The sequence below is a fragment of the Bradyrhizobium sp. genome, from assembly GCF_035570375.1.
Classification (GTDB): domain Bacteria; phylum Pseudomonadota; class Alphaproteobacteria; order Rhizobiales; family Xanthobacteraceae; genus Bradyrhizobium.
Genome location: NZ_DATMLW010000056.1, coordinates 1 through 12054 on the forward strand (window position 1 = coordinate 1; position 12054 = coordinate 12054).

Below are 12054 nucleotides of genomic sequence, written 5' to 3' on the forward strand. Positions count from 1 at the left end.
GACGTCACGGTGATGAACTCTGCACAGGGGTACGGTGAACTCGTCGCTCACCTTCAATCCCATCGCCCGCGGTTGGGTAAATCGGAGGTGGTGGGCGTCGGCGGGGCTTCTTCCGCAGACCAGACACGGCTGCGACGCTACGAATTTGAGATGGGCTTTGTTACGCAGTCGACGTGGCTCGCCGAAGGTGAGCTTGCTTTTATCGATCTTGGCGGGAACTACATCGGCTTGTTGATGCATTGAAGTTCGCGCGTCGCCATTGAGCGTTGGTGGAGAGGTGACCGGATGCTCGGGCGGATGACCGACAGCGGTCCTAATCTTTCGGGGGCGGCCCCGCGGCCGCTTGACGGCGCCTGCAAATGGCGCAGGCGGTTGAGGTGTATTTGAGTCGGTTTGAGTCGCAGGCGCTGACGGGGTTTCATGCGAAGCGTCTGGAAGAGCCACCCTCGCAGCGAAGGCTTCCTCGACCAACTTGGCGTCATCCGCTGACAGCCGGTTCTTAGCCTTCAGGATAGCGATGGCCCGAGGCTGTAGCTCGTCCTCCGGCAGCGTTTGGATTTCCCGGATGAGCTGCGCCCTGGCGGCAGCGGATGTCTCAGGAGAGAGTTTTTCCTGGACCGGCGGTGTGGCTGGCTTCCCGGTTCGGAACTGGATGGAATTGGAGGGCGCCGATTCAGGGCTCGATTTTGCAGCACGACCAACTTCTGCTGTCTGGTTTCCTTTGGGCCCTTCGTTGGCGAAATCGGGTGCGTCGAGGTCGTCCTCGCCGGCGATCCCCGCCATCGTGAATAACGCGTAGCGCCGGGCATAGGTCAGCGCCGCTCCCATCCGGCGCGGTGCCGCGGTCTCCGATAGCTGGCAGACCGGCCAGTCGGAGGAAATCCACTCTCCTGAGGTGTGGACAAGGAGGGTGGTCAGGTTGACGGTGCCACTGGCCGGATCGATGGCGGTGGTCTGCGTGACCGCGATCTGTTGGCTGCCGAGGACCTTTCTGATGATGTCCAGCCCACTCGCTAGCGAGGCGTAGCGGAAGTTGCGCTGGCTGTCGGTTCGAGAGTCATAGATGGCCCCGATCATCGCCCTCTCGGGATTGGAGAGTTCGGTCTGGGCCTTTGCTAGCGCCGTTGCGATGGCGGCGACGTTTTCACTGGAACGATGCATGGCCGGCCTCCATCGCAAGAAGATCAAAGCTGATCGCTCCCGACTTTGAGCGTTTCGCCCGGATGCCGTGCCCCCTCGCCTCCTTTGCATCCTCCGGCATCAAGGCCTTGAGCTCGCTCCTGGCCCGCTCGTGGTCGGCATGGGCTTGTCTGGTCGCACAAAATAGGCTGGCGAATTCCGCCCAGGAGTTGGAGGCGTTCATGTCGACCACGCGAACCGCTTCGATCCGCCGTTTTGGAGGCTCGCAATCGAACAGCGCCGGGGTTTCGCCGGTTTTGACCGCCCGCCAAAAGGCTTTTTCCGCAGCAATCAGGATGGTCTGGTAGATGGGATCGGCTTCAATTGAGAGCTCAATCCATTTTCCCCCGCCAGTTATGATGGAGAGGATAGATTTCTTTGTGCCGGCTACCAGCATGTTGTGCTGAAGCTGGGCCATATACTTCTCCGCGGCTGCCTCTTCCGAAAACGACCACGGCAGCATGAACTTGGCCTCGAACACCGCGCCGGTTTCTTTGACCAGGCCGCCCAGCGTAGCGGCCATCCAGGGCATGGTCCGGTGGACCGCGTGGCGTTGGACCTCTGATACCCGGTTGCCGGAGTTGAACTCGTACCAGCGCCGATTGAGGCTCTCGGTTACGACTCCGAGCTGAACAACGAGGACGTCCGATAGGTCCAGCGGGGCCTCCTCACCACGCTTTTCTCTCCAGAGCCGCAGAAGTGGTTTTTCGTCCTTGCCCATGATGATCCGGGCGTCGGAGCCACCGATGAAGTGGCGGCGGTCGCGAGTTGTTGGAGAGGCAGGGCCGATGCTAGGCAAAGCTCCGCCGTTCACCGAATTGGTGTTATTAGTCATCGAAATGCTCCGAATCGAATAGGAATGATACAAAATGGATCATAACTTATGATCCAAAATGGATCAAGAAGAATCTTTGATGATTTTAATTGAACAGCTAAGAGCTGCGCGCAGCCTGCTTGGATGGTCGCAGACGGAGCTTGCTAAACGGGCCGGCTTGTCGCTGCCAACGGTAAAGAGAGTTGAGCGTGAGGACGGCGATGGGCCGAATGTGTCAGAAGAAGCTCGAAATAAGCTGCGCGTCACTCTCGAAAAGGCAGGCGTTGTGTTCATCGCAGAAAATGGTGGTGGGGCTGGCGTCCGGCTGCGCAAGCCGAAGCGATAGCCGGGCACAATGATCCCCGCCTATCGCTTCGAAATCGATTTCGGAACTAGGCCGCCAATTTCTTTAGTGTCTTGACCGTCAAACGATCGCGGCCGCTCTTAAGGATAGGCGTTCGCGTCGTCCGAACATCCCGCCGGGCGTCCGCCCGCCCGGATGCAGGCCCGGTATAACCAGGGCTCGACGTAGCTGCCGGACCACATGCCGCGCCCGCACGCGAATCATTGCTGGATGCTTCCGGTTCTTATTTTTGATCCAGAATTTCTGACGACCGCCGCGGTATGGTCGATCGCGACTCTGTTCAACCAGTCGATGACATTAGTCGTTCGTTCAAGCTCATTTTCAATGGTGCTCGGGTTATCAGGAAAGTCTTTCGGCGTTATCGCTGGCTCCGGCGGTACGGCGCTTTTCAACGCTGCACGCAGGCCAGTCGGTTCCCGCTGAGTTTTTGGTGGGCGTGGCCGATCAGCGTTCCGGCGAGCTAACGACGCCTTTAGCTCGGCGATCTGTAGCCGCTGCTCATCGACAAGCCTCCGCAGTTCCTTGACGTCTCTTTCGCGACGGATCGTGAGGACAATCGTGAGTGCTTGCGCGATTGCAATTAGGGAAACGACAATAATGACTGGGTTGTCCAAGCGATCTTCTCCAGTGACCTGCGCCGCTGAGGACCTAGGCATTGGCGGCCCTGCCGGCTAGCCGCCATCTGCCAAAAAGGCGGAGCGGCCGCTCAAGACCGCCCGCTCTCTGAGGGACTAAACAAGGCTTTGCTCGTCAGATAAGGAGGAGAAGCGGGCCGTCTACTGCATTCGACGCCGCCCGTCCTGCGAATGCGCGCCATTTTTTTGCGATCTCGCGCCATACGAGTTCCGCGACCCTGATGGGAATGCAGAACTCAAATCTAGCGAACGTCAGTACCCAGGGACAATTGCTGCCGTGTAAGATTTCGGTTCCATCTTGCCTAAAAGGTTTAACAAATCTTCGCTGGATTGCTTGCCACTTCGCCCCCTTGGGTGACCGAAAAGATCCATCGGCAATGCAGTGGACGCGAGGAACGCTATTTGATCGTCGCGTGCACCGTGATTACCGAGGTGCCAGAAGCCGTCGACCCCTGACCCGTTGCTTTGATGGCAAAGGTATCGCTTCCCTTAAATCTAGCCTTCGCCGTATATTCGAAAGTTGATATGTTGAGCATTTCAACTTGCCGCGTGCCGGCTTTTGGGAAATTTCCGAGTTACTCACCGTGCCGCGTTTTCTGATTTGAAATAAGCAACTTTCCCCGGACTTGAGGTCAATGTCGGCGGTCGAGTTCTCGCCGGTGTTATTAATGTTGAACAATCAGAAGCGGCCCGCGCCAAAGACACGGACATTGGAGCTACAACGATAAGCGCGAAAGCGGCGGCTGTAGACGACCGCATAGTGGACTTCCTCGTTTTCATACAAAATCTACGAAGACCAAGGTTCCCTCGGGGCGCCTACAAATTCAAGCGGTCAAATCCAGCCCAGAAACTGAGGGCTGGAAGAGCGTCGGAATCAACGCGCATCGCCTTACCACTTCAACCTCGTCTTCCCTTGCCCAAAAATTCCTTCGGCCGCATCCATGCGGGTGCCAAGATAAATCCGACTATCGGGATCGACACCACGCCGATTAACAGTCCAACAATCGCCAAAACACAAACTGAGAGTTTGCAGACTAGTTGCGCAACTACTTGGTCTTCTTGATTACGTTCAGCGAACAGTGCAAAGCAGACTGGGCATGTGTTGCTGAATCCTGGCTTCGCTGAACTAATGGCAGCCCAGGATCGGTTTGTTAAACAGACAAACGAGGTTTCCAAATTTTTGGATACAATAGAGCAAGCGAAATCAGCGCCAAAGCCGACTTCTGCAACATCATTGGACCAGGCCGACGGCGAAAAGCCTACCTGCCATTGACGCATTCCCTAGGCCGCGTGCCAATAAACTTGGTGGCGTGACGCGACGATGCCATGTCTGCTTTGCTCACAAAGCGATCGAGGTCGTGCGGCGGCGCAATATGTCGCGAATGGCCATTTCCAGACTCACGCACTGCAACAAGCAGAGAGCTATTCGATCACCTCGTCGGCGCGGACTCAAGGCCAAGCGACTTTGCAGTCTTCATGTGATGACTAGTTCGAGCATGGTGACCTGCTGCACCGGTAAGTCTTCAGGCTTTTCGCCGTTCAGCACACGACCCAGATAGTCGCCTACTAGCTAGGACCAGGTGTCAAACGGTGAGAGTGACAAGTGTGGCGGGATTTGCGGGCAATGCTCACGTATCCGGCAAGGTGAAGACGGCGCAAGGCGCGGCGATGCCACGCAGCGCATGTTCGCCGAGCGGCACCAAGGGCGTGCTGGTCTCGGCGGCGACCGCACCCGAGATCAGAACGGAGCGTCCGAGCGGCCGGCACAATCCCTCGAGCCGGCTAACGAGATTGACGGCAGAACCGATGGCGGTGAAATCGAGCCGGTCGGCGGCGCCGATATTGCCCCACAAGATTTCGCCGACATGCAGAGCCGCGCCGAAGGGCAGCGGCGGCAGTCCTTGCGCCGCGCGCTCCGCATCGAGATGCGCCATGCCGGCGCGGGCAGCAGTGATCGCGCGCAGCGCCGCATCGCAGGCCGCAGCCGGCACGCCCGTGACCGGGAAGATCGCGAGCACGCCGTCGCCAACGAACTTCAACACCTCGCCTCCGAAGGCGTGCACGGCGCCAGCGATGCGATCGAACCAGGCGTCGAGTGCTGTGATCACGACCGCAGGCTCGGTTGCTTCCGACATCGCGGTGAAGCCGCGGAGATCCGCATAGAGTAGCGCCGCGCGGATGATCTCGCCCGCGCCGCGGCCGAGCGCACCGGCCTGCACGCGGGCGGCACTGCGCCGGCCGAGATAGGCCTCGAGCAGCGCGGTGAGCGCGGCTCGCGCAGCGAGGGTCGCCAGCGGCGCCGCGGCGAAGCGCGCGACCTGGCGCAGCCGATGCGTCTCTGCGGAGTCGAAGGGACGAATACCGGCCCAGCCGAGCATGCTGTCGGCGCCGACCGCTTGCTCCTGCACCGGACCCAGGCCGGCAAGCCAGCTGCTCCCGGCCTCAATCGGCACAGCGCCGGCGAAGCCGAGCGCTTCGATCACGGCACCGGTCTCCGCCCGCCACAGAAAGGTGCGGCGCGCGATGATCGGATGCGGCACGGCCAGCGTCAGCGCGCCGGCGGAAAGCGGCAGGCCGTCCGCCAGCAACCGGCCGCCGAGCTCGGCGAGGAAACGGTCGGGTCCGGCCGAGGTGCCGGCGTCATCCACAAGCCAGGCAAGTGGCGGGGGCAGATCCATTGAATTCAATTACGTGGACGACATCGGGCGCGCAACGCCGTCACGTCTGCTTGGCCGGGCCGCGCCTGGGATCTGGCCCCGGATTGCGCCCCGCCGCAACTTCGGCCAACCGGCCAAGGTAATGCGCCCAGCCTTCAGCATGGCTTGCGCACTGTCCGGCGTTGGGCAATCCCATGTGGGTCAGCCGCAGCAGCGTTCCGTCCGGCGGTTGCTCCATCAGGTCGATCTCGACCAGGCTCGATCCCGGCGGCACCTCCTCGCTGCCGTCCCAGCCAAAACTGTAGGACAGGCGATGCACCGGCACGACCTCGCGGAACGAGCCGCGGGCGAAGCGGGCACCGGTGACGTTGACGAGATAGAGCCCGCCGGGCTGCGCCTCGAGCTGCGCTTCCGTCCCCATCCAGCGGAGGATCTTCTCCGGATCGGTCAGAAGCGCGAACACCGCGGCGCGCGGCGCCGAAATATGTGTTTCGCGGCGGACGACGAGAGCATCTTGCATCGGTCTCCTCCAGTTGGCCAGGTGCCCGAGCCTTCGCCTCAAGAAGACCGGCGAAGCCGGTTGCGCCATAACGGCATGGCACCTCGGGTGGTTCCTAATGATGAAGCTGTTTAGCGCGGAGCGCGCTCGTCGGCACTTCGGCAGCCTGAAAAAGTTCGCGTGTTTTACGTTGGCGCGGAATTGCCAATCACCAACGCGACCCGCTTGTCGGAAAGCGCAGGGTTCGCCAGGCTCACGGTAAGCAGCAACGCGAATAGCTGGCAACGCTTCATCTCTCAAATCTCCCGCAAGGAGCGAAGCGCAAACCAGTTTAACCTGCCAAGTGTGGCTTTGAAAATGAAAGTTGGGCGAATCTCTCGGCTTCCGGGTCCATAATCGGTCCGGTCGGCACAGCGGAGCCCTGACGGTCACCTCGGCGTTTGTAGCATGCTGCTTTCTGATGAAAGGCCATCTGAGGCTCGCCGTTCCTTCGCCTCCCAGCCGGCTCTGCCTGCCGGTTGATGTCCGCTTCTTTCCAAAGGCGACCTGATTGTTTCGCGCGCGCGAAATGACGCGAAGGGCCAAGAGGAGACATTGGCCGGTTGGCTTTTCGCCGGCTTTTCGTTAGCTCGGCGGCGGGCACGAGCAGGATATCGGATGGAGGGAGGACACGCAGGACCACCCCTGTTCCAATCGCCGTTCCGTCGGGAACCCAGCCTTCCATTGGCGCGTTGCGTGGTTTGGTCATGCAATAGGGACGCCACCGTGTCCAGAACCGGGTTTCTGCAGGTGCTGTTCATTCTGGCGCTGAGCATGTGCTTGGTCTCGTCGAGCGCCGAAGCTCGGAAATGGCGCTGGCGGCACTTTTATGGCGCTTACGGCTACGGTTATATGCTCCCTCACGGGGACGATAGTTGGCGCGATCGCTTCCCCGAGGTAGAAACCGGCCGGGCCATGACTGGCGGTGGCGGGTTCGGTGCCGTCATAGATCGGCTGATCCGCGGCTGCATCCAGGAGGCGGCTGGACTTCAGAAATTGCCGTTTGACGAGATCAGGCGGATTGTCGCGCCCGACGACGCGCAGCGCGGCGCGCTGGAGGCGCTGCGGGCCTCGGCGACCGCAGCTGCGGAACGGGTTTCCGCCCAGTGCCCACACGATGAGCCCGCGCCGCCAAGGGCACGGCTCGAGGCCGCGGAGCAGGCGATCGACACTGCAACGGCAACCTTTGCAGCGGTCGACCCGCCGTTGCGTGCGTTCTACGCCGCGCTCGACGATGAGCAGAAGGCGCGGCTTCTGCGCGATCTGACGCTGTCCGGATCGCAGGCGCGAGAAGGCGAACCCGCGGCGGAACGCTGGGAGCGCCGCAGCCGTCGGCGAGACGTTTCAGACGCAGGCCACGACGGCGAAGCCAACACGTGGGCCAACATCTGCGAGCACTTCACCGCGGCGCTGCGCGGATGGCCGATCCGTGAGATCGAGCGTCGCGTCGGCCTGTCCCCGCCACAGCGCGCCGCGCTCTACGAGCTCGTTAGCTCGTCGCTCAAGGTCGCCGACACACTAGCGGGTGCCTGCCCCATCGATACTGCGCTCACGCCACCCGCCCGCATGGCCCTGATGCGCGCACGTCTTTTGGCCGTGCGTCAGGCGACAGCCGCCATTAGCCCCGCGCTGACACAGTTCTACGAGGCGCTGGACCAGGGACAGAAGGTCTATTTTGCCGGGATGCGTTGATGCTCCGACTTCAACGGTTGTGTAATTCCAGTGGGCTACGACGGAGAGCCGACCTCGACTTCCGCTACGCCCCGATAGCGACCGAATTCCGCAATGCACGAAAATGTCGCGATGGGCCATTTGCAGACTCATCCACTGAACGATCCGCTCGAGTGTCGCTGCGCTCGCCGAAGTCTGCCGTCGCGAATTCGGCGTGCCGTCGCGCATCGCCAATGTGGAGCGGGCGGGCTTAAAAGGTCACCTTGTTAGGGACTCTGCCGCGGGCGCCTTGCCATTGTTGGCGGACGCGCGGCTGCCATTCCCCGCGTGCCGCTCGGCCGGATGTGCTGCGCCGATCATGTCACGCAGCCAATCTAGCTTTAGTTGTGTGGCGTCCGGTTGACCAAACGGAATGACGATGCCGGCCTCCTTGAAGGCGCCCAGGATCGCCATTGCCAGCTCGGTCCGTACCCCTCCGGCCTTGGTGATGTCGCCGACATAAGCATAGAGCGTGAAATTGATGCTCGTGGCGGCGAAATCGTCCAGCATCACGAACGGCTCCGGCGTTGTTAGGACGTCGGGATTTTCCTTCGCCACATTCAGGAGCGCGGCGCGAACCTGGTGCGGATCGCTGCCATAGGCCACACCGATCGGAAGCGCCACGCGGCGAACGCTGTTGCGGAAGGTCCAGTTCTTCACCTTTTCGGCGGTGAAGTAGGAGTTCGGGACGAGAACATTGGCGCGGTCGAAGGTTTCGATCTCGGTGGAGCGCACGCTGATCTTGCGCACATAGCCTTCCTCGCCGCCGACAACGACAAGGTCGCCGACCCTGATCGGCCGTTCCACCAAAAGAATGAGACCAGAGACGAAATTATTGACCAAATTCTGCAGGCCGAAGCCGATGCCGACGGATAACGCGCCGGCGACGATGGCGATGCTCGAGAGATTGAAGCCCGCATAGGAGACCGCGACGAGCGCCGCAATCAAAATCCCCACATAGCCGACGCCGGTGCGGATCGAGTTGCGCACGCCGCCCGAAATTCCCGCCGGCTGCAGCACCTGGGCATCGAGCCAGCCCTGGAACAGGCGCGCCGCCGCGTAACCGACGCCGAACACGATGATCGAGGCGAGCAGCGCGCCGAACGTCACTTCGGTATTGCCGATGTGGAGCCCGAAGAACAGCTGCCAATACCATTCGCGAATATCCGGCCAGGCGTAGCCCCACTGCAGCATGATGAACGGCACAGCAAGGATCAGCACCACGAATTTCAGCGACAAATTGATCGGCAGGGCCAAATGTTCGCGCCGTGCCGGCTCCAGTCCGGCCGTCTTCGGCAGCCAGGCGCCGACAACGGTGCCATCGTCGCTCAGGCCTTGCGTGAAGCCGTCAACCCACAGCAGCAGCAAGTAGACGACCGCGAGAATCGAGCCTGTCACGACCAATTGCTGCGCCAGAAAGCGCGCTAGAGCCAGATAGCCCGTCAAGGCGCAGACGACGATGGCGCCGACGATGGCCCAGACCGCGATGCGGATCGGTTTGAGCAGCTTCGGCGGCGCCGTATCGCTGCCGCGCTCGATCGGCGTTCGCAGCAGCGCCACCACAAGGCCGGCCAACAACAGACTTGATGGCAGAGCGACGGCAATAGTCAGCGCAAACGGCGCCTGAACGAGCCGCGTGATCACGTAAAGCAGCGTGGTGAGGCTGTAGACGAGCGCGAGCAGGATGACGAGGCCACAAAGGCGCGCGGCCGCCGCATCGGAGATGGGGACAAGTCGCCATCGCGCCGCGCCAGGCGCAAATACGACGCTCGCCAGCGCACCGACCGTGAAAACGATCACGATCGATTGCGCTGTGAGATAGAACAACCAGTCGACCCGCTCCGGAAGCGCCTCGATGCTCGAGACCATAGCGTAAAGAAAAACCACCGGACCGACGACTGGAAGCGCTCGCAACACCAGCACGACCGCGGCGACCGATGCGCGCTGCCAGAACGGCGGTCCTGCGGTGTCCTGTCGGCGATGCAAACGGCGCACCAGCCTTGCGCTCAATAAGCTCAGCGCCAGAGCGCCCAACAACGCGCCGATAGCGAGGTGCTCCAGGCTCTCAGGATCGAGAAGCGTGTTCCACCAATTGGCGACGAGGTCATGGGCCTTGCCGACCGCCACCGGCACATCTTGCGGTACCTTGGCCCAGGTTTGATAGGAGTAGACGCCGGGAATGGGTTGCAGCAGAGCTGATGCAAAGTTCTTGCGGCGGACCTCTTGAACCGTATTGAGCAGATTATCGATGCGCAGGTTGGCCGAATTCGCCGCCGCCTGTCCGGCCAACAACAATCCGAAGTGATAGTTCAATTCGGCGCGCGCGATCGCGGCCTGTTCCGGCTCCGGCGGCTGGCCAGCCGCGGGCGCGGGACCGAGCAGTTTCATCTGCGCCTTGCCGGCATCGAGTCGCGGCTGCAGCCGGCCCGCGACATCCGCCGCCTGCGAACGTACACGCAGCAGTTCATCGCGATACTGATTGAGGTCTGAATAGCGCAGGCCCTCGCGGCCGAGATCGCTTTCCACCTGGTCCAGCGCCTGCTGCCAGCCGGCAATAGTCGCCTGCAGATCGATGCCGAGTTCCTGATTGAGGCGGTTGACGATGTCTTTGGTGTTGATCGCAGGATTGGCCGCGTCCGGCGCGCGCGTGAGGTTCTCCGCAGCAGGCGTGCCGCTCGCGGCAGGCTTTTCCGCGGCCGGCGCCGCTTTGGGCGATTGCGCGAAAGCACACCAGCTGCCCGCCAATCCAATGGCGAGAATCACCGCGGCTATCAAAAGGATGCGGGTGCGTGCAATGCGTCGCAATATGGCCCCCATCGGCTAGACCGATCCAGTTAGGACGCGGCGGCCTTTAGCGTTGGAACCGGGGCAGATTATGGCAGGCCAATATCAAGCGGATCCGCCAGCTCAAAATCCCATCACCGCCTGGGTCACGTGCTCCACGTCGGGCGGCGCGGCGAAACAGTGCGCGACGAGCTTTCGCTATTCCAGAGAGTTCGCCTACCCGCGGAAATCTTTCGTGTGGTTCTCGATTGTCGGCGACATCCTCGCCTCACTCGATCATGTCGTCGGCGAGTTGCCGGAACTTTTGGGGCACGAATAACCAATTGTTTATCGTCATATAGACGAAACTGAACAAACGGGCGGACAGCGCCGCTTGAGCATTACTTCCGGTTTGGATCATTCGCGACGTTTCGAGCGCGCACCGACCACTTCCGGTCTACCCCGACAAGCGGACATTCTCGGCATCTGTTTGAATGTCCCAAATGGGCCATTTCCGGACTCATGCCAGCACGGCAATATGTCCAGCTTAGGAAGGTCAGCGGACTTCTGGTGCAGCACCAGCGAAGATCGATAAGAGCGACTTCCTGGCAGAGGCCGCGTCAGTAGACCCTAGCGGCCAGCCAAGGGGCTTTCCTTGCGTCGACGACGAGGTCACTGATTGGCTGGAGTGCCGCGAGCGGCGGAAGGGGTTACGAAAAAACCCAGATAATCGCCACGGCCATCGGGAGGCCGATACCCACTGCACCGCCGAGCATCATCGCGAAATCTAGAAGCAGACCTGTTCCAACTTGAGCTGACATACCCTCACTCCGTCGAGCCCCCGAAGTAGGCTGGATCAGTATGGTTAACGAAGGGTTAACGAGGCTATGCTGCTGCCTTCTCCTCCTTATCCACACCGCACATAACAATCTTCAGCGCGTCATCCGGCACTGTGACTGCTGCAGTACGTTTCGAGGAGACTGGCAGAGGGTATCGGCATCTACTTCGAGCGTTTGCCCCGCTTGGCGAGCCGCACTCCCGCTCCTCCGCCATTCTCGGGGATAAATTCTACACCGGCCCTTTCGAGGGCGTCTTTGATCCTCGTCAGCGTGTCGAGCCGAACTTTCAGCTCTCCCTGCATCGCCTCCAGCCGTTTGATCGTCTCGAGCGAAACGCTGGCCGCCTTGGCTAAGTCGGCTTGGCTCAGACGTAATATCGCGCGGGCTCCACGGATTTGATCAGACGAAAGCATAGGTCACAATGCCCAAATCCAGTGTCAGCCTCGAAACCCTCTACACCCCTGCCCCCAAACTGCCAATTGTAACCGAACTGGCCACCCCCCGTGAACCCGGCGCGATTTCCAAAGCCCGAATTGAACGTCGAGGCAGTTGCGA

At 61.1% G+C, this 12054-nt stretch carries 10 protein-coding genes; 3 read left to right on the plus strand and 7 right to left on the minus strand.

Annotated features, from left to right (window positions below):
* Positions 1 to 1161, minus strand: a 1161-nt coding sequence (locus VNX23_RS06350; protein ID WP_325628342.1) for an ERF family protein, incomplete at its 3' end; no start/stop codon positions are given.
* Positions 1145 to 2014 carry a YqaJ viral recombinase family protein gene (locus VNX23_RS06355; RefSeq protein ID WP_325628333.1) on the minus strand — a complete coding sequence of 290 codons (870 nt, stop codon included), beginning with the start codon at positions 2012 to 2014 and terminating at the stop codon, positions 1145 to 1147. The genes VNX23_RS06350 and VNX23_RS06355, both read right to left, overlap by 17 nt.
* A gap of 58 nt (positions 2015 to 2072) precedes the next feature.
* Here VNX23_RS06355 and VNX23_RS06360 point away from each other — a divergent pair, with 58 nt between their 5' ends.
* Positions 2073 to 2339 carry a helix-turn-helix transcriptional regulator gene (locus tag VNX23_RS06360; protein ID WP_325628334.1) on the plus strand — a complete coding sequence of 89 codons (267 nt, stop codon included), beginning with the start codon at positions 2073 to 2075 and terminating at the stop codon, positions 2337 to 2339.
* A 218-nt stretch (positions 2340 to 2557) separates the two neighbouring features.
* Here VNX23_RS06360 and VNX23_RS06370 read toward each other — a convergent pair whose 3' ends face one another.
* From VNX23_RS06370 to VNX23_RS06380, 3 genes are all read right to left on the minus strand, one after another.
* A complete protein-coding gene (locus VNX23_RS06370) occupies positions 2558 to 2971 on the minus strand; it encodes a hypothetical protein (protein WP_325628335.1) in 414 nt (137 codons plus the stop codon).
* Between the two features lie 1649 nt (positions 2972 to 4620).
* On the minus strand, positions 4621 to 5670 hold the full coding sequence (locus VNX23_RS06375) for an adenylate/guanylate cyclase domain-containing protein (RefSeq protein ID WP_325628336.1): 1050 nt from the start codon (positions 5668 to 5670) through the stop codon (positions 4621 to 4623).
* Between the two features lie 40 nt (positions 5671 to 5710).
* The gene (locus tag VNX23_RS06380; RefSeq protein ID WP_325628337.1) at positions 5711 to 6169 is read right to left on the minus strand and encodes an SRPBCC family protein; all 459 of its coding nucleotides are present in this window, start codon (positions 6167 to 6169) and stop codon (positions 5711 to 5713) included.
* 744 nt (positions 6170 to 6913) lie between these two features.
* On the opposite strand from VNX23_RS06380, the gene VNX23_RS06385 reads away from it, so the two are divergent.
* The gene (locus VNX23_RS06385; RefSeq protein ID WP_325628338.1) at positions 6914 to 7879 is read left to right on the plus strand and encodes a Spy/CpxP family protein refolding chaperone; all 966 of its coding nucleotides are present in this window, start codon (positions 6914 to 6916) and stop codon (positions 7877 to 7879) included.
* Between the two features lie 237 nt (positions 7880 to 8116).
* On the opposite strand, the gene VNX23_RS06390 is transcribed toward VNX23_RS06385, so the two are convergent.
* Positions 8117 to 10702 carry a mechanosensitive ion channel family protein gene (locus VNX23_RS06390; protein WP_325628339.1) on the minus strand — a complete coding sequence of 862 codons (2586 nt, stop codon included), beginning with the start codon at positions 10700 to 10702 and terminating at the stop codon, positions 8117 to 8119.
* A gap of 70 nt (positions 10703 to 10772) precedes the next feature.
* Between VNX23_RS06390 and VNX23_RS06395 the strand changes: the two genes are divergently transcribed.
* A complete protein-coding gene (locus tag VNX23_RS06395; RefSeq protein ID WP_325628340.1) occupies positions 10773 to 11000 on the plus strand; it encodes a hypothetical protein in 228 nt (75 codons plus the stop codon).
* A 660-nt stretch (positions 11001 to 11660) separates the two neighbouring features.
* On the opposite strand, the gene VNX23_RS06400 is transcribed toward VNX23_RS06395, so the two are convergent.
* On the minus strand, positions 11661 to 11912 hold the full coding sequence (locus tag VNX23_RS06400; RefSeq protein WP_325628341.1) for a transcriptional regulator: 252 nt from the start codon (positions 11910 to 11912) through the stop codon (positions 11661 to 11663).
* Between the last annotated feature and the right edge of the window lie 142 nt (positions 11913 to 12054).

What these genes read in the sequence shown, in the direction of transcription:
- VNX23_RS06355 (WP_325628333.1), bottom strand. Translation starts at nt 2,014, where the DNA reads ATGACTAATAACACCAATTCGGTGAACGGCGGAGCTTTGCCTAGCATC.
- VNX23_RS06360 (WP_325628334.1), top strand. Translation starts at nt 2,073, where the DNA reads ATGGATCAAGAAGAATCTTTGATGATTTTAATTGAACAGCTAAGAGCT.
- VNX23_RS06375 (WP_325628336.1), bottom strand. Translation starts at nt 5,670, where the DNA reads ATGGATCTGCCCCCGCCACTTGCCTGGCTTGTGGATGACGCCGGCACC.
- VNX23_RS06380 (WP_325628337.1), bottom strand. Translation starts at nt 6,169, where the DNA reads ATGCAAGATGCTCTCGTCGTCCGCCGCGAAACACATATTTCGGCGCCG.
- VNX23_RS06395 (WP_325628340.1), top strand. Translation starts at nt 10,773, where the DNA reads ATGGCAGGCCAATATCAAGCGGATCCGCCAGCTCAAAATCCCATCACC.
- VNX23_RS06400 (WP_325628341.1), bottom strand. Translation starts at nt 11,912, where the DNA reads ATGCTTTCGTCTGATCAAATCCGTGGAGCCCGCGCGATATTACGTCTG.